Annotated in this window: 20 protein-coding genes; 17 read left to right on the forward strand and 3 right to left on the reverse strand. The window is 44.9% G+C overall.

Annotated elements, in window-relative coordinates:
• Positions 1–245 precede the first annotated feature (245 nt).
• From leuA to rdgB, 5 genes are all read left to right on the forward strand, one after another.
• Positions 246–1,943: a 2-isopropylmalate synthase gene (gene leuA, locus D7V32_RS07340; protein ID WP_120402239.1), complete on the forward strand. Its 1,698-nt coding sequence runs from the start codon at positions 246–248 to the stop codon at positions 1,941–1,943.
• A gap of 101 nt (positions 1,944–2,044) precedes the next feature.
• A complete protein-coding gene (gene metX / locus D7V32_RS07345) occupies positions 2,045–3,205 on the forward strand; it encodes a homoserine O-succinyltransferase MetX (protein WP_120402240.1) in 1,161 nt (386 codons plus the stop codon).
• Positions 3,205–3,798 (forward strand): methionine biosynthesis protein MetW, encoded by a 594-nt coding sequence (gene metW / locus D7V32_RS07350; protein WP_120402241.1) that lies wholly within the window; start codon positions 3,205–3,207, stop codon positions 3,796–3,798. The genes metX and metW overlap by 1 nt, the downstream gene beginning before the upstream one ends.
• On the forward strand, positions 3,795–4,385 hold the full coding sequence (locus D7V32_RS07355; RefSeq protein ID WP_120402242.1) for a tetratricopeptide repeat protein: 591 nt from the start codon (positions 3,795–3,797) through the stop codon (positions 4,383–4,385). Before metW ends, D7V32_RS07355 begins: the two co-directional genes overlap by 4 nt.
• 444 nt (positions 4,386–4,829) lie before the next feature.
• Positions 4,830–5,453, forward strand: a complete 624-nt coding sequence (gene rdgB / locus D7V32_RS07360) for an RdgB/HAM1 family non-canonical purine NTP pyrophosphatase (protein WP_120402243.1) — start codon at positions 4,830–4,832, stop codon at positions 5,451–5,453.
• 60 nt (positions 5,454–5,513) lie between these two features.
• Here the strand turns inward: rdgB and D7V32_RS07365 are convergent, their stop codons facing one another.
• Positions 5,514–6,392 (reverse strand): AEC family transporter, encoded by an 879-nt coding sequence (locus D7V32_RS07365; protein WP_120402298.1) that lies wholly within the window; start codon positions 6,390–6,392, stop codon positions 5,514–5,516.
• A 140-nt stretch (positions 6,393–6,532) separates the two neighbouring features.
• Here D7V32_RS07365 and D7V32_RS07370 point away from each other — a divergent pair, with 140 nt between their 5' ends.
• The 4 genes from D7V32_RS07370 (at position 6,533) to D7V32_RS07385 (ending at position 10,400) form a co-directional block, all read left to right on the forward strand.
• Positions 6,533–6,751, forward strand: a complete 219-nt coding sequence (locus tag D7V32_RS07370; protein ID WP_120402244.1) for a Sec-independent protein translocase subunit TatA — start codon at positions 6,533–6,535, stop codon at positions 6,749–6,751.
• Between the two features lie 17 nt (positions 6,752–6,768).
• Positions 6,769–7,212 carry a Sec-independent protein translocase protein TatB gene (tatB, locus tag D7V32_RS07375; RefSeq protein WP_120402245.1) on the forward strand — a complete coding sequence of 148 codons (444 nt, stop codon included), beginning with the start codon at positions 6,769–6,771 and terminating at the stop codon, positions 7,210–7,212.
• Positions 7,213–7,220: 8 nt separating this feature from the next.
• Positions 7,221–7,988, forward strand: coding sequence for a twin-arginine translocase subunit TatC (tatC, locus tag D7V32_RS07380; RefSeq protein ID WP_171407606.1), 768 nt, complete (start codon positions 7,221–7,223; stop codon positions 7,986–7,988).
• A 186-nt stretch (positions 7,989–8,174) separates the two neighbouring features.
• Complete coding sequence (locus tag D7V32_RS07385) at positions 8,175–10,400, forward strand: PhoX family protein (RefSeq protein ID WP_120402247.1); 2,226 nt, start codon at positions 8,175–8,177, stop codon at positions 10,398–10,400.
• 38 nt (positions 10,401–10,438) lie between these two features.
• Here the strand turns inward: D7V32_RS07385 and D7V32_RS07390 are convergent, their stop codons facing one another.
• Positions 10,439–11,218 carry an NRDE family protein gene (locus D7V32_RS07390; protein WP_120402248.1) on the reverse strand — a complete coding sequence of 260 codons (780 nt, stop codon included), beginning with the start codon at positions 11,216–11,218 and terminating at the stop codon, positions 10,439–10,441.
• Positions 11,219–11,311: 93 nt separating this feature from the next.
• Here D7V32_RS07390 and lgt point away from each other — a divergent pair, with 93 nt between their 5' ends.
• The 3 genes from lgt (at position 11,312) to D7V32_RS07405 (ending at position 12,990) form a co-directional block, all read left to right on the forward strand.
• Positions 11,312–12,124 (forward strand): prolipoprotein diacylglyceryl transferase, encoded by an 813-nt coding sequence (gene lgt, locus D7V32_RS07395; protein ID WP_120402249.1) that lies wholly within the window; start codon positions 11,312–11,314, stop codon positions 12,122–12,124.
• 108 nt (positions 12,125–12,232) lie between these two features.
• A complete protein-coding gene (locus tag D7V32_RS07400) occupies positions 12,233–12,616 on the forward strand; it encodes a hypothetical protein (protein ID WP_120402299.1) in 384 nt (127 codons plus the stop codon).
• A gap of 2 nt (positions 12,617–12,618) precedes the next feature.
• A complete protein-coding gene (locus D7V32_RS07405) occupies positions 12,619–12,990 on the forward strand; it encodes a hypothetical protein (RefSeq protein ID WP_120402250.1) in 372 nt (123 codons plus the stop codon).
• 30 nt (positions 12,991–13,020) lie between these two features.
• Here the strand turns inward: D7V32_RS07405 and D7V32_RS07410 are convergent, their stop codons facing one another.
• Positions 13,021–13,545, reverse strand: coding sequence for a CHAP domain-containing protein (locus D7V32_RS07410; protein ID WP_120402251.1), 525 nt, complete (start codon positions 13,543–13,545; stop codon positions 13,021–13,023).
• Positions 13,546–13,866: 321 nt separating this feature from the next.
• On the opposite strand from D7V32_RS07410, the gene thyA reads away from it, so the two are divergent.
• The 5 genes from thyA (at position 13,867) to msrA (ending at position 17,618) form a co-directional block, all read left to right on the forward strand.
• The gene (gene thyA, locus D7V32_RS07415) at positions 13,867–14,709 is read left to right on the forward strand and encodes a thymidylate synthase (protein ID WP_120402300.1); all 843 of its coding nucleotides are present in this window, start codon (positions 13,867–13,869) and stop codon (positions 14,707–14,709) included.
• Positions 14,710–14,807: 98 nt separating this feature from the next.
• Complete coding sequence (locus tag D7V32_RS07420) at positions 14,808–15,320, forward strand: dihydrofolate reductase (protein WP_120402252.1); 513 nt, start codon at positions 14,808–14,810, stop codon at positions 15,318–15,320.
• 28 nt (positions 15,321–15,348) lie between these two features.
• Positions 15,349–16,410 carry an Lnb N-terminal periplasmic domain-containing protein gene (locus D7V32_RS07425; RefSeq protein ID WP_120402253.1) on the forward strand — a complete coding sequence of 354 codons (1,062 nt, stop codon included), beginning with the start codon at positions 15,349–15,351 and terminating at the stop codon, positions 16,408–16,410.
• 92 nt (positions 16,411–16,502) lie between these two features.
• Positions 16,503–16,967: an META domain-containing protein gene (locus D7V32_RS07430; protein ID WP_120402254.1), complete on the forward strand. Its 465-nt coding sequence runs from the start codon at positions 16,503–16,505 to the stop codon at positions 16,965–16,967.
• Between the two features lie 123 nt (positions 16,968–17,090).
• The gene (gene msrA, locus D7V32_RS07435) at positions 17,091–17,618 is read left to right on the forward strand and encodes a peptide-methionine (S)-S-oxide reductase MsrA (protein WP_120402255.1); all 528 of its coding nucleotides are present in this window, start codon (positions 17,091–17,093) and stop codon (positions 17,616–17,618) included.
• The last annotated feature ends 31 nt before the right edge of the window (positions 17,619–17,649 follow it).

Consider the following 17,649-nt stretch of genomic DNA (forward strand, 5'->3'; position numbering starts at 1 on the left):
CCATAAACAAATACTCAACGCAAAAATAGGAAAATATTTCCGGAATACTTGGACTAATATTTAGTTATAGCTTTACAAGTGCCGCGGTAAACTTAAGTAAAATAAATTCCATAGGAAATACTTATACTTTTGACTCATCACACCGAGTTTATGCTTGTAAATTGCTACAATAGACACAATCTATATAAGCAGTACCTTCAGTTATCTAAGCATTAACACCAAGCTGCTGCACAAGGAGTTCCCTCATGATGTTGGCTGATCCAAGTAAAAAGTACCGTCGCATGTATCAACGTGTTGATCTACCTGACCGTCAATGGCCGAATAACGAAATTACAAAAGCGCCAATTTGGATGAGTACCGACCTGCGTGACGGTAACCAAGCGATTTTCGAACCAATGAACATGGAACAAAAATTTAAAATGTTCCAAATGTTGGTAAAAATTGGTTTCAAGCATATTGAAATCGGCTTCCCTTCTGCATCGCAAATCGATTTCGATTTCACCCGCAAATTGATTGAAGAAAATCATATTCCAGACGATGTTTATATCGAAGTTTTGGTTCAAGCGCGTGATCATTTGATCCAGCGTACATTTGAGTCTTTGCAAGGCGCTAAACGCGCGATCGTGCATATCTACAACTCGAACTCTCCGACTTTCCGCAACAAAGTCTTGAATGTAGACGTTGCTGGCGCGAAACAATTGGCGATCAATGCTGCAACCAAAGTGAAAGAATACGCAGCCAAACAGCCTGAAACTGAATTTGTATTCCAGTACAGCCCTGAATGCTTCACAGCGACTGAATTAGAAGTTGCGAAAGATGTCTGCGATGCTGTCACTGAAATCTGGGAAGCGTCTCCAACCAATAAAGTGATCTTGAACTTGCCAGCGACTGTCGAAGTTTCAGGTCCAAATGTGTATGCAGACCAAGTGGAATGGATGCACCGCAATATTGAACGCCGTGATGGCGTGATCATTTCTGTACACTGCCACAACGACCGCGGCTGCGGTATTGCAGCATCTGAATTGGCTATTATGGCTGGTGCAGACCGTGTCGAAGGCTGTGTATTCGGTAATGGCGAACGTACAGGCAACGTCGACGTTGCGGCGATTGCATTGAATATGTATACCCAAGGTGTAGCGCCGAACCTAGATTTTTCCAATATCAACGAAATCATTGCAACGGTTGAAGAATGCACAGGCTTGCCTGTACACCCTCGCCACCCATATGCAGGCGACTTGGTCTTTACCGCATTCTCTGGCTCTCACCAAGATGCCATTAAAAAAGGTTTTGAGTACCAAAAGAACGAAGAAATTTGGGACATGCCTTACTTGCCTATCGACCCGAAAGACTTGGGCCGTGACTATGATGCAGTAATCCGTGTGAACTCGCAGTCTGGTAAAGGCGGCATCGCTTACTTGCTAGAGTCCAACTATAACGTCGTATTGCCGCGCCGCTTGCAAATTGAATTCTCTCAAGTGGTGCAGCAAGTTGCCGATGCTGAAGGCGTAGAAGTATCTGCACAGCACATTTGGGATTTGTTCAAGAAAACTTATGTCGAAGTCAAAGACACGCATTATTCAACTCAAAACTACAAATTGTCAGATGAAAATGGCAAGCAAGTGATTGAGCTTGAAGTATCTGTTAACGGCGTGAGCCAGCAATTGCGCGGTGAAGGCAACGGCCCGATTTCTGCAATTTTAGATGCGCTTCAATTGCCGATTGACGTCTTGAACTATGAAGAGCGCAGTATCGGTTCAGGCGCAAACGCAAAAGCATTGGCTTTAGTTGAACTTCAAGTGAAAGGTTCTGGCAAATCTGTGTTTGGCGCAGGTGTGCATGACAACATCGTAACCTCTTCAATTGATGCGATTATTGCCTCAACTAACCGCTTAATTGATCAAGGTTTGCTTAGTGCTGAACAAGTGGTTGCTGCCGCTGTATAAGCTTTAACTATAATTCATAGCACCAAAATGACTTTAGAAGGATACCCACAAGTGGTATCCTTTTATTTATTGATACTAAAGATTTAAGGCGAACTATTCCTGTGTCTTTTCCTGCTGACTCCGTGGGCCTTGTTGTCCCGCAAAAGTTCCTCTTTGAAGAGCCTTTAGAGCTCGAATGCGGCCGCATACTCCCCCGCTTTGAAATCATGGCCGAAACTTACGGCACTTTAAATGCCGATAAATCCAATGCGATTTTAATTTGCCATGCCTTATCGGGCCATCATCATGCGGCAGGTTATCACCATGAAGACGATAAAAAAGCCGGCTGGTGGGATTCTTGCATTGGTCCAGGCAAAGCCATTGATACGTCGAAATTCTTTGTTGTTTCACTCAACAATATTGGCGGATGCAGTGGTTCAACTGGCCCGACTTCGCCCAACCCAGAAAATGAAAACCGCCCCTATGGCCCAGATTTTCCACTGGTAACGGTGCGTGACTGGGTAAAAACCCAGGCCATGCTGTCTGACCTGCTCGGCATTGAAACTTGGGATGCTGTGATCGGCGGCTCATTAGGCGGCATGCAGGCGCTGCAATGGTCTGTAGATTATCCAGACCGTTTACGCAAATGTGTGATTATTGCCAGTGCGCCAAAATTATCTGCGCAAAATATTGCCTTTAATGAAGTAGCGCGCCAGTCAATTCTGTCTGACCCAGACTTCCATCATGGCCGTTATTTGGAACATGACAGCTACCCTAAACGCGGCCTGATCTTAGCGCGTATGGTTGGCCATATTACCTACCTGTCTGAAGAAGCCATGAAACAAAAATTTGGCCGTGACTTAAAGTCTGGCAAATTTATGTATGGTTTTGATGTCGAATTCCAAGTTGAAAGCTATTTACGCTATCAAGGCGAACAATTCAGCCGCAACTTTGATGCCAACACCTATTTGATTATGACCAAAGCTTTAGACTACTTTGACCCTTCACGTGAATATGAACAGTCTTTAGTGAAAGCTATGGCCAATACCAAATGTAAATTCCTCGTGGTTTCATTTACAACAGACTGGCGCTTCACGCCTGCCCGCTCAGTTGAAATTGTCGACGCATTGATTACAAATCATAAGCCAGTCAGCTATTTAGATATTAATGCAGAACAAGGACATGACTCTTTCCTCTTCCCAATTCCGCTATATGTAAAATCAATACGCGCATTTTTAGGCGGTGAAGAACACTTGAAAGCAACCGCGAAGGAGGCCGTATAATGCGTCTAGATCAACAGCTTGCTGAAAAGTGGATCAAGCCTGGTTCACGTGTACTGGATTTGGGCTGCGGCGATGGTGAACTGCTGTCTCATATGAGTAAAAAGCACAATGTTCGTGCTTATGGCTTAGAAATTGATCAAGAAAAGATTGCAATTGCAGTCAGCCGCGGGTTAAATATCATCCAACAGGACTTAAATTTAGGTTTAAGCCGCTTTGCAGACCAGTCTTTTGACTATGTCGTCATGGCACAGGCCTTGCAAGCAGTAGATGCACCTGATGTACTATTAAGAGATATGGTGCGTGTAGGGAAACAGGCCATTATTACTTTTCCTAACTTTGCCCACTGGAAGACCCGTTCTTTCTTGGCGCTGAAAGGAAAAATGCCCGTTTCAGAAGCATTGCCGTACATGTGGTATAACACGCCTAATATCCACCTATGTACATTCCGTGATTTTGAAGCACTTTGTGCAGAAAATAACATTAAGATTATTAACCGACTCGCTGTAAATGGGGATCAACAAGATAGTTTACTCAGTAAGCATCTCCCGAATTTTTTTGGTGAAGTCGCTATTTATCGAGTGAGCGCTCTATGAAAAACCTATTACTAAGCTCAACGCTGCTGGCTGGACTTTTCAGTTTTCAAGCGCATGCAGACTACGTTGCGCCTACACAATCTATTTCTAGCCAAGCAGCGCAATATGCTGTCATGGACATCAACAGTTTAAGCAAAGCAGCTAAAGCTGGCCAAGCTGGCGCGCAGTTCTACCTTGCCACCAAATACCAATACGGCAGAGATGTGGCTAAAGATGAACGTCAGGCTTTTGCATGGTACAAACTGGCTGCCGACCAAGGCATTTCATCTGCTCAGCTGAATGTTGGCCGTATGCTGGCTGACGGCATTGGCACAAAGAAAGACGAAGTTCTAGCACGCCAGTATTTTGAAAAAGCGGCGAGTCATGGCGATAACCGTGCAAGCTTTAACTTGGCCATGATGGACGAACAAAAGAAAAACTACATTGGCGCATACCAGTGGTACGAACTTTCTACTCGTGACGGCATGCTGGACAATAAAGTGATTTCTTTATCTGAAGGCAAGAAAACTGCTTTAGCAGCCAACCTTTCAACTGAACAAATCCGTCAAGCGCGTGACCGTGCGGACAAATGGATTCAAGCGCAGTAAGTTCATGTTTTTAAATAGAAAGTACCGCAAGGTGCTTTTTTAATGCTATTTTTTTCATCAGGAACAGAAAAATGTCCGTTTACTTATTTTTCTGTGGCTTCGCTCAACTGTATTTTTTATATCGTTATTATTTGCGTAATCAACTTGCCTTTGATTGGATTAACTTTTTATCTAAAAATCTAAGTTTCAACAAAACCTGTGCGCAGATTGTATTTAAAGGTGTGAATGTTTATCAAATTGAAGTAAAACGCGTTAAATATAGCTTACACCATACAAGTATCTGTTTTATATGTATTTTTATCCTTATACTTTGTAGTCAAATAGCATTATAGAACAGCTTTGTTCATCCAATGTGCCTTTTTCATCTCTGCAACGCAGGCATTTTCAAATCTACTTTAAAATCCGCTAAAATACGCCTCAATATTCAAACTCAGAGCAATTGAAATGTCTGCACAAGATTGGTTATCCCAAGGGACACTGGTACTCGCAAGTAATAACAAAGGTAAAATTGCAGAATTTGAAAAAATGTTTGCTGAACTGAATCTGCCTGTTGAAGTCATTGCTCAAGGTAAACTGAATATTGAAGATGCTGTTGAAGATGGCTTAAGCTTTGTCGAAAATGCCATCATTAAAGCCCGCCATGCATCGCGTATTTCCGGCAAGCCTGCAATTGCCGATGACTCTGGCATTTGCGTACCCATATTAGGCGGTGCACCTGGCATTTACTCAGCACGCTATGCAGGCGAACACGGTGATGATGCAGCCAACAATGCCAAATTGCTTGCAGACTTAAAACCGCTCCGCAAAGATGGCGAAGCTATTGAAGGCATGTTTGTCTGTGTATTAGCTCTCGTACAGCATGCAGAAGATCCTTTGCCGCAAATTTTCCAAGGCATTTGGCAAGGCGAAGTCATGGAAGCGGTCCGCGGTGAAAATGGCTTTGGCTATGACCCATTGTTTTGGCTGCCTGAACTGAATGTTTCCAGCGCAGAATTATCGAAAGAAGAAAAAAATAAAATCAGCCACCGCGGTCAAGCAATGCAGCTGTTTAAAGCCAGCTTGAAATAAGCTGGTGCTGGAGGTCATGCAAAACATCTGCTGACCTCCAAATCATCAATTTCCGTACAGCTAAACAAATACATGCAGCATCAGGCCATAAATACTGATAGCTGCACAGCTCATAATTGTACCAGATGCGATATAGCGCGCTGAGGTACCTGTACCCTGATAATGCGTTTCCAAAGCCACAATATTGGCCGCAGGCGGCAAGCAAAACAGCATGAACATAACGCCAATATAGTTTTCAATATTTGGAATTGGGATGCAGTAATACGTCAGGCTGCAAATCAGCACACCCGCACATATTTTCATTGCAAAAATACGGCCGCTGCTCAGTAAATCATGCCAATACACGCGGGTTGTACGCAGCCACATGCCTAATACACACATGCCTGTAAAGCTCATCCCAATTTTTGCAGCCATATATAACCAATCCAGCAGCTGATGCTCTTCTAAATGCTGTACGCCTGCGGCACGGCATAGCCCCGCTATCACAACCGCACATACAGGCGGTGACAAAGCAGCTTTTTTGATTACAGATGACCATGGCAGCCGCTCAGAACTGACGGCTGTCACGGCCCAAATATTCCCAAAAATAGATCCTCCGACATACAGCGCCACCATCGCCGCACTAATTTCAGGACCGAAAAGCGCAAGAGCAAAAGGAAAGCCCAGCCAAGCCAAATTTAAGTAACTGATGCATAAAGCGCGCAGACTATCTTTCAGCAGCCATCTGAACAGATAAAACATCAATACGGCTGTACTGAAGCTGAACAGCATTAATGCCAAACTGCCAGCTTGATAAAACACCATGTTGTAAATAATGACAGCTGGAATAAAACAGCGTGCCAGCCAGCTGGATAATATAGATTTGAGCGACGATGTTTTCATTGCGGAAGCTAATCCCAGTCCGCATAAGAAACCAAAGATCGGCAGAAGAAATGCCACAGCGCGGCCCTCATTGATTGCCTCATGCATACTAACACTGATTTTTGCTGCGGCTGCTGTCTTAAAACTGAAATACAGCTGTCACCTGCCTGTCATGCAGAACTGTTGAGATAGTCTGAAAATAAAAGAGGACATATCTCATGGCAGGATTATCAATTTGGCACGTACTGATTTTTGCAATCGTGGTGTTATTGCTGTTTGGCACATCAAAACTGAAAAATTTAGGCAAAGATGTCGGCGGTGCAGTGAAAGATTTTAAAAAATCGATCAAAGAGGATGAACAGGCTGCTCAGCTGAGTGAGCCGCGCACTTTAGAGCATCAAAATACCGCTGCCAATAATTCAACCCTGAAAAACTAAAAGCGTGGAGTTTTGCAATGCTTAATATCGGCATGACGGAACTTTTGGTGTTTGGCATTATTGCACTATTGGTTCTTGGACCTGAAAAACTGCCTGAAGCGGCCCGTTTTGCCGGCAAGTGGTACAGCAAAGCAAAACGGATGATCAGCAATGTGCAAAATGACATTGACCGTGAACTGCGCCTGTCGGAACTGCGTGAGCAAATGCAGAATGAGATGAAACGGATTCAAGAGCTTGAACAAAAAATGCAGGCTCAAATGCAAGAACTCCAACAGCAATCATTATTGGCGAACGAACAGCAGCAAGAAAAAGCCATACTTCAAAATAAAAATAGCTCCCCTACTTATCTCTACTGTGAACACAAAGCGCCTAAGGTCTATGCATCTAAGTTTAATCACGCATTGCATGCGCCTTTGAAAGCCGCGGTTCAACCTTTTGACTGCATTCAGGAAGCCGTATGAAATCCAATATGCTCAGCACTCAAACCGAATCAGCGAATGACGGCATTTTGCTGGAAGAGATGCCTATTACGAAGCATCTGATTATCCTGCGCCGTCATTTATTTAAAATTGTCGGCTTAATTGTCGCCTTGTTTTTTTGCTTGCTGCCTTTTGCCAATCAAAGCTATCAGCTGCTGTCGGAACCGCTGCGCGCTCAGCTGCCTGTCAGTTCATCTATGATTGCAACAGATGTAACAGCAACCTTTATGGCGCCTTTTAAACTGAATTTCTTTGTTGCGCTGATGCTGGCAATGCCGTTCATTATTTACCAGCTTTGGGCTTTTATTAAGCCTGCGCTGTATGCCAAAGAAAAAACCTTGGCGCTGCCGCTTCTGGTCAGCAGCATCAGTTTATTTTATATAGGGGTCTCTTTTGCCTATTTTATTGCGCTGCCTTCAATTCTGCATTTCTTTATCAGCGTTTCTCCTGAAACCGTTGCTCCCATGACGGACATCAACAGTTATCTAGGTTTTTGTTTAAAGCTGTTCTTAGTCTTTGGCCTGACCTTTGAAATTCCTGTCGTCACCTTGGTACTGATTTTAATTGGTCTCGTCAGTACGGAGCAGCTGGTGGAAAAACGCAAATTTATTATTGTCGGCTGTTTTTTCGTGGCCATGTTTGTGACTCCTCCAGATGCGCTGTCCATGATTATGCTGGCTATTCCAATGTGGCTTTTATTTGAAATCGGCTTATTTTTCGGCAAGCTGATCGAAAAACGGCGAAACATAGCAGCTTAATCAGCGCCCAATTTTAAACTCATATTTCTGCAGGCACCTTGCCTGCCTTTTTTATTCCTAACTGCATATTTGAACTGGATATAACTTTAATTTAACTGAAATATTAACTTCACTTCTTTGTCATCTCAGCACTTTAGTGTGTGTGTAACTTTCTAAAAACAACCAAGCAATTTGCTAGGAACGATGATGACAGACTTCACGCCATTTAATGACGACTACGATAGCAATAACTCTGGCAATGCAGAATTTACAGCGCTATTTAATAAAAAAATTACCCGCCGCGATTTAATCACTAAAACAGCTGGCGGTGCCGCAGCTTTGACCTTGGCTGCATCCGTCAGCGGCTGCAGCGATGATGACACTGACAATTCAATACCGCCAGTCGAGCCAACACCTGAATCAGCACTGGAATTCAGCCCTGTAGCAAAAAATATTAAAAATGAATTTACTGTGCCAGAAGGTTATGAAGCACGTGTGCTGTACGCTTTAGGCGACCCCATTGCACCAGCACTGGATGAATGGGACGATTCAAATATCCCTCTTGGGGCTTCTTTTACACTGCGTTCAGGTGAATGCCATGACGGCATGACTTTCTTTGGCATGAAAAACAGTAAATACAGCGCGTCTGCTGCAGATACCGGCCTCTTAGTCATGAACCACGAATATATTAATGATCAAGAGATTCTGCATCCGGCAATCAACACCATTGATGCCGCTGTACGCTCTGAAGATGAAACGCTGCGTGAAATTAACTGTCACGGCGTATCGGTCATTAGCATTCAGAAAAATCCGTCTACACAATCTGTGACAGTAGATAAAAACTCATATTTAAACCGCCGCATTACGGCAGCCACGCCCATGGATATTCGCGGCCCAGTTAAAGGCAATGTACTGCTGCAAAACCGTCTCAGCCCTGAAGGCAGTTTCAGTTTCGGCACCATTAACAACTGCGGCAACGGCTATACGCCTTGGGGCACATACCTTACAACTGAAGAAAACTTTAACCAATATTTTTCACGCGATGATGCGAAGCAAAGCGACAACAAGAAAGTTGCACTAGCCCGCTATAAAATTGCAGGCAACAGCAGCTACAAATGGCATACCGCTATTGCGACTGAGGCATCGCTTTCTACAGATATTCGAGATCATGGCAAAGTAAGCTTAGCAAATGTACAAGATCTGTATGAGCGCTGGCTCGTTAAAGCAACCGATGCCACGGCGCAAGAAGACTTCCGCAACTCTGACAATACTTTTGGCTGGATTGTAGAGATCGATCCCTTCAACGGCACAGCACGCCCTGTAAAACGTACAGCGCTTGGACGCTTTGCGCATGAAGACTGCCGCGCTAGCCGCGCCATTACAGGACAGCCCTTAGCATTTTATATGGGTGATGATTCACAAGGCGAATACATCTATAAATTTGTTTCTGATGCTAAATGGGATCCGGCAGATATCAATAAAGGCTACAGCGCGGGCGACAAATATATGGATCACGGCAAGCTCTATGTTGCCAAATTCCATTTTGATGAAGCAGCACAAAAAGCATCTGGCGAATGGCTCGAATTAAATATTTCCAATCCGCTGATTTCAGGCTACAGCAAATATATTTTTGCCGACCAAGCAGATGTTCTGGTCAATGCCCGTTTAGCAGCAGATGCATTAGGCGCAACAAAAATGGACCGTCCAGAGTGGGTGGCTGTCAATCCGCATAATGGCGAGGTCTATGTCACACTGACCAATAACTCTTCTCGAACTGCAGAAACAACTGATGCAGCCAACCCGCGCAGCTACATTGACCAAAAAGCAGGTAAAGACCAAAAGGGCAACGTCAACGGACATATCATCCGTTTCCGAGAAAATGCAGATACAGTAACGGCTTCAACATTTGTCTGGGACATCTTCTTATTCGGCGCGCAAGCGCTGAATGATGCGGATCAGGCGAACCCTGAGAACCTGTCTAAACTCAATCAGCATAATGATTTTTCGAGTCCAGACGGCATGTGGTTTGACCCGCGCGGCGTACTATGGATTCAAACTGATGACGGCGCGTATACCGACCAAACCAACTGCATGATGCTGGCTGCCCTGCCAGGCGCTCTAGGTGACGGCAAAGTTGAAACATCGACTACAGGCACAAAAACCCCTGCAGGCTTAAGTTTGGACGATACGAAACTGCGCCGCTTCTTGACTGGACCGAGCGGCTGTGAGATTACAGGCGTAACCATGACCCCTGACTACAAAGCCATTTTTGTTAATGTGCAGCATCCAGGCGGCGTATGGCCATCTAACCACAGCAACACAGTCAGCGGCGGCAAAGGCACACGCCCGCGCTCTGCAACAGTGGCCATCACCCGTAAAGATGGCGGTGAAATTGCTGGCGAAGGTCTCATTACAAAGAAAAACGCAGTCTAAAAGCACTGTAAAAAAAGCCGACTTGATGTCGGCTTTTTTTATTTTTGTATAGGCCAATCCATAGCAACAATTTTTCCTTTCGCTGCGCCCTGCTGGTTTTTTTCCAGCCACCGCCACTGTTTATCACTCATGGTTAAAAAGTTGGAACAGCGCGTACCATATACAGGACTTTGAATGAATGTCGAAGACAGCAGCTCCTCCATTTCGGCACTGATGCCTGTTTCAGGCAGCAAAGAAGGAATCACTTTTCGTTCATCTTCTAAAATATCCCACGCCGCATGCTGTACATCTTCTGCCGGCAGCTGCTGCTGAAGCATCGGTAAAAACTCCTGAGTGAAGCGCTTACGCAAATGACGGGTCTTCATCCAATCATCTGACATCAGGCCATTCGACACCACATACACGCCTTTTGGCAGCAGCTGAGGCGCTTCACCGCGGTTGCTCATATATACGGCTTGCTGACGGTCGCCGATAAATAAATTAAACCCTGCATATTCACGCTGCCGCAGCTCCAAAGCCTGCGCAAAACGGATGGGCGTTTGTTCCGACTCTAAAAAAGCCTGAATAATATGCCCGCGTGATGTCGCATATTCGGTTTTATCTGCGCCATTTCTAAAATTGGTAATAATGGCCCAGCGTCCCTTTTGCGTCACCCCCATCCAAGTGCCGCCTGATGCCAAGTCACGCCCCGCCAAAATCCCCCCCTGCTGCCACAGCTGTAATTCTGCCGTAGGACGGTAGTAAAATTCATCCCGGTTTGAAATTAAACACAGCGGCATGTCTGCTAAAACCTGCCACGCAAAAGCCACAATGCACATATTTCACGCTCAATATCTTTACACATTGAATGTACAACATTTTTCATCACATTCAGCTAAAATCTGTGCAAAACAAAATGATAAGGAGCAGCAATGCTGACCTACCCGAATATTGATCCTGTTGCCGTCTCTTTGGGGCCGCTGCAAGTACACTGGTACGGACTGATGTACCTTTTGGCCTTTTTATTTGCATGGGGCCTTGCAACTTTCCGCGCCAAACAGCGCGGCTGGACACCGGACATGGTTTCAGACCTGATTTTTTACGGCGCACTGGGTGTTGTTCTTGGCGGCCGTGCCGGCTATGTTTTCTTTTACGGCTTCGAACAATTCCTTGCTAATCCGCTTTGGCTATTCCAAGTCTGGACAGGCGGCATGAGTTTTCACGGCGGCTTCCTTGGCGTCATGATCGCCATGCTGCTGTGGTGCAAAAAATATAAAATGACTTGGTTTCAAACTTTGGATTTTATTGCGCCCTGCGTCCCGACAGGTTTAATGTTTGGCCGTATTGGCAACTTTATCGGCGGTGAATTGTATGGCCGTCAAGTCAGTGATCCAAATTTTGCTTTGGGTATGATTTTCCCTACAGACCCGCTGCAGCTGGTGCGTCACCCTTCTCAGCTGTATCAAGCGCTGTGTGAAGGTTTAATTTTGTTTATTGTGCTGTGGTGGTTCAGTTCGAAACCTAGACCGCGTTTTGCAGTTTCTGCGCTGTTCCTCATTGGCTACGGCATTGCGCGCTTTGTGATTGAGTTCTTCCGTGAGCCGGACAATGGCCAGCTGTTTATCGGCTGGATGAGCAAAGGCCAATTCCTGACCGTTCCAATGATTTTGATCGGGCTTTGGATGATGTGGTATGCCTACCAGAAAAAAATCTATGACTGGGGCCCGAACAAAAATAATGCCTAAATCGAGATAAGTCATTCAGCGGAGCATATGCTCCGCTTTTTTTGCTTTGCATTTTTCAGTTCATTGTATGCTACAGTTTTGCTTCTCTTAAATAAGATACGCTGCAACATGCTCGAATTTTGGTTTAACCCTCAAATTTCAGTCATTAAGAAATTCATCATTTTTACCCTGATTGCGGCATCTACAGCAGTTTTGTATTGGATGGAACCGCTTCAGCTTGATGCCATTTTAATGTTCCTCGGTACAGGCATTATTTTTCTGATTTGCCGCTACTGTAAAATTCATTTTGCTATGCATAATCCAACGGGTTTGCCTTACCGCATTCTCACATGGGTTCCCATTGCATTGCTGCTGGCGCTGATTTTCATGCATATGCAAGACGGTGAAATTTTACTGCCAGGCGCACAAGGGATTGGCTTTATGGCGCTGGCCATTTGCCTATTTTCACCGCTGTCTTTGCTGAATCAAAATCAGCCGCCTAAGGCAGATTAACCGTGCTGGATTTTTGGTATTCCCCGCGCTGTACACGTGAAATCAAATTGGCTGTATGCATTGCAGTTTGCGCGCTGATTTACTACTGCTCCAGTATCCAGCAGCTGAGCCCGCTATTCGCAGCTTTCAGTTTAGCTGTCGGTCTGGGCATGCACATCACGCATCAGGCTCTGCAAAAATTAGGAAAAAATCATGCTTATGCACACAAATTAAAAACCGCAGCAACGCTTTGGCCAGTTATTGCACTGACAGTGATCAGCATGAATTTACCGCAAGAACAGCAGCTGATTTTAGCGCTGCAATGTGTTGGCTTTAGCGCCATCGGTTTATTTTTAGTGTCTATATACGAAAACCGCGCCAAACGCTTCAATTAGCGCGGCACGGTATAAACGCATCTTTAAAATTTATTTGCTCGGCCTGTAGTATTCATAGCGCACGTTCGGGTCTTTATAAACGGCATAGCCGCGCTGGCGGTAGTCAGAAACCCAATGTGAACCTGTATAAGCCGCAATGTGGCCATATACATGCTTTTGCGTACGCTTAATAATATAAATATCACCTTTTTGCGGACGGTCAAAAGCTAAATTAATACGCTCAAAACCGACTTTTTGCAATGTGCTGCCCCAGTCAGCTGCCGCAACAGGATGACCGTTAAACTTCGCGCCAGCAGATTCCAATGCAATACGCACACTGCGGGCACAGCGCTGTGAACTGCTCATCGCAGTAATATTGCGGAGCTTCTGTGCAAAACGGTCAATATCAATCCGCTGACCATTGCTGCCAAATATATTTTTATACTGGCTTTCTTGCGCTTTCGCGGGTTTTCTGTCCTGAGCGCTTGGCGGTTTGCCTTGCTGCGAACGGATCACGATTTGGGCTGGAACTGGCGCATGCACACTCTGCATGTCCACGCTTTGATCATAAGCCATTTACCGCAAAAACCTCCCCTGCAATCATTTTTGACTGAGCTTAGCATTAAAAAACAGCTGCGATAGTACCCTTGTTAAATGAAATAATCACCTAAAAAATGTAAGGAAATTTTTTTAAAAAAATGAGTGATTAAAATTTATTTTAAAATCAACATTGCACATTTAAATTTAAACCTCATCGGATACAAAACTTATTTCTTTGCCGCTTATGCAGTACAAATTCAGGAAAGAGTTTCACACCAGACAGCTGCTTTTGGCGGTTTTCGAAATCAGCAAAAACCGCTAAGATATGCGGCAAGAGTTTATTCAAATGAGAGCGGCATGCGCCAATATTTAGACCTATTACAGCACATCCTTGACAACGGCGGCGACAAAGGTGACCGTACAGGTACAGGTACACGTTCTGTTTTTGGTCACCAAATGCGCTTTGACCTTTCTAAAGGCTTTCCGCTGCTGACCACCAAAAAAGTTCATTTCCGCTCAATTGTGATTGAACTGCTTTGGTTCCTAAAAGGCGATACCAACGTCAAGTACCTGCAGGACAACAAAGTCAGCATTTGGGATGAATGGTCGACTGCGGAACAAACTGCACGTTTTGGCCGTCCAGAAGGTGAGCTGGGCCCTGTTTACGGCCATCAATGGCGCAATTTCGGCGCGACTAAAAATGCTGACGGTTCTTTTAACAGCGACGGCTTTGACCAAATTGCATGGCTGATCAATGAAATTAAAACCAATCCAAATTCACGCCGTTTAATCGTGTCTGGCTGGAACCCAAATGAAGCTGGCAATGTTGCGCTTCCGCCTTGCCATACGCTGTTCCAGTTTTTTGTACAAGACGGCAAACTGTCATGCCAGCTGTATCAGCGCAGTGCTGACGTTTTCCTTGGCGTACCGTTTAACATTGCCAGCTATGCGCTGCTGACGCACATGATTGCGCAAGTTTGCGGCCTTGGTGTGGGTGATTTTGTTTGGACAGGCGGTGATACACATTTATATGCCAACCACTTTGAACAAGCGCAGCTGCAGCTCAGCCGCGAGCCTTTGGCTCAATGCCAGCTGAAGCTTAACCCAGCTGTGACCGACCTGTTTGACTTCAAATTTGAAGACATTGAAATCGCCGGCTATGAATCACATCCGGGCATTAAAGCGCCTGTTGCAGTATAAAATCTCAGGCTGCAGATACCATCTGAAATCCCGCTTTGCGAAAAGCGGGATTTTGCATTTTAATAGGCAGTATTGAAAAAGTATTTTAGGATTTAAGCATGGCATTTCAAGATTTAGAAGTCGTACACGTGGTCGCTATGGATCAGCAGCGCTGTATCGGCAAAGGAAATGACCTGCCTTGGCATATTTCTGCCGACCTCAAACATTTTAAAGAAATCACCCAAGGCGGCGTGGTGGTCATGGGCCGTAAAACCCTTGAATCTATGGGGCGTACTTTACCTAAACGCGTGAATTGGGTCATTACCCGCGACACAGCATGGCATTTTGAAGGTACTAAAGTCGCTTACAGCATTGAAGATGCATTGGCTCAAGCAGTCGCTGATGTACAGGCATCAGAAAAGCCGAACAGTATTTTCATTATTGGCGGCGGTGAAATTTTTAAGCAAACCATAGATATTGCAGACCGTTTAGAGCTGACGCACGTAGAGTTAGATGTACAAGGCGATGCACATTACCCTGAAATTCCAGCTGCTTTCCAAAAAGTGCAATCTGAGCAGCATATTGACGACAAAACCGGGGTTGCTTTTGAGTTCGCAACGTACCGAAAATAAAGCAAATAACTTCTAAATACAGCCAACTATGCAGAACAGCCCTACAGGAAAATCAAAATTTAAAACTTTTGCTTTAAGGCTTTGGCATACAGCCTTTACTGTCTTGGTGCCGTGTTCTTCGGCTTGGCTGTGTTTAGCACTTTGGATGCAAGAGCCGATCAGCTGGCTGTTCAGCCGTATTGCCATTGGCGCTTGGACTGCATTTGCGCTTTGTGTTTTGGGTATTTATGCCTCACACATCGTTAACCGTTCCTTAGATGCCGTGATTTACATCGTTGCATTTTTGCTGACCCTCGGCTGGTATTTCAGCTTAGAAGCGAAACAAGACCGAGACTGGAATCCTGAAGTTGCACAAATGCTGCATTATGAAAAAAATGGCAATCATGTCACGCTGCATAATGTCCGCAATTTTGACTGGCATAAAGACGGCAGTTATACAGAACACTGGGAAACACGCCAATTTGATCTGAACCAAATTACTGGTGTCAGTATTATTACCTCTTACTGGATGGGGCCTAAAATTGCCCATACATTGGTCAGCTTTGATTTTGCCAATGCTAAGCCTTTGACATTTTCCATTGAAATCCGTAAAGAAAAAGGCGAAGACTTTTCTGCAATTGGCGGATTTTTCCGTAAATATGAACTCAGCCTGATTGCCGCTGATGAAAAAGATATTATCTACACGCGAAGCAATACCCGCGGCGAACAAGTGTATTTTTTCCCTGTACAAATGGCGCCTGCCGCACGCAAAGCGCTGTTTGAAGAATACTTATCAAAAATTGATGATTTGAATGCTGAACCGAAATGGTATAACACCCTGACCAGCAACTGCACAACCCTCGTCTTTGACATGGCCCAAGCGGTCAACCAGCACCAATTGCCTGTGGACTACCGCCTGCTGGCTTCGGGCTATCTGCCCAATTATCTATACGATCTCAACGCCATTTCTCACCAGTGGAATATCACTCAGTGGTATCAGCAAGCGCATGTCAATCCAAAGGTGCAAAAAATGCACAGCCTCAGCAGTTCGCAGTACTCGACGCTGCTGCGTGAAGGCCTGCCGCTGGACACACAAAATACTGCGCCATAAGCGCTTAAAAGAATGATACAAATTTAACTGGAGCTTATGCTATATATTTGTTTATATAACATAAGTTCACTAAAAAATAAGAGAGACTCTTGATGTTAAAACAGCTCGTTATTATTTGCGCACTGGGATCTGCTGCCATTCTTTCTGGCTGCCAGAGCTCTCTGCCTTCTGCAGCCGACGTACAGACTGCTCAGAGTTTGCAGCTGCTGCAAAACCGTACTTGGATTGCCACTCAAATTGGCAATACCGAAATTAAAAAAACACCGCAAGCGCACAATATTCCGAGCCTGCAATTTGATGAAGCAACAAAAAATGTTTCCGGTTCAGATGGCTGCAACCGTCTCGTTGGCGCTTATGCTGCAGGCAGAGACACACTGCAGTTAAGCCAAATGGCAGGTACGCGTATGGCCTGCGTCAACAATGGCGGGATCGACAGCGAGTTTAACCAAGCAATTGCGAAAGTGACTCACTATCAGGCTTATGGCAAAACGCTCAAACTGCTGGACCGCCACGGCAACCTATTGATCCAATTTGAAAGTGCTGTACAGCCGCGTTAACTCCCCCCCAAAAAGCCTGCATTTGCAGGCTTTTCTGTTACTGAGCTGTAAGCTGGCGCTTGCAGTTCATGCTTTTGCCCTTATATTTCACTTTAGAATGATAAAATTACGCTAGGTTTTTATATGCAACAAGCTCTATTCGGCGGCGGCTGTTTTTGGTGCACAGAAGCAGTATTTCTGCAGCTTAAAGGCGTAAGCCGCGTGGTCAGCGGCTATGCTGGCGGCCATACTCCAAATCCAAGCTATGATGATATCTGCACAGGCACGACCAATCATGCTGAAGTGATTTTAATTGACTTTGATGAATCTCAGATCAGCTTTGCACAGCTGCTGGATGTATTCTTTGCAACACATGACCCGACAACACTGAACCGCCAAGGCAATGATGTCGGCACACAATACCGCTCAGTGATTTATTTGATGGATGACAGCCAGCAAACTCCGGCAGAACAAGCAATTGCAGCCTTAAAAGCGGATGGATTGAACATTGTCACAGAAGTCAGCCCTGCACCAACCTTTCACACCGCAGAGGAATATCACCAGAACTTTTTTGCCCGCAACCCAACACAAGGCTACTGCAATTTTGCTATTCCGCCAAAACTGATAAAACTGCAAAACAAATTTAAAGACTTGCTGAAAACAGATAATTAAAATCTCAGAATTAAAAAAGCAGCCGTTTGGC

Origin of the sequence: Acinetobacter tianfuensis (assembly GCF_003611465.1) — a bacterium.
GTDB lineage: Bacteria > Pseudomonadota > Gammaproteobacteria > Pseudomonadales > Moraxellaceae > Acinetobacter > Acinetobacter tianfuensis.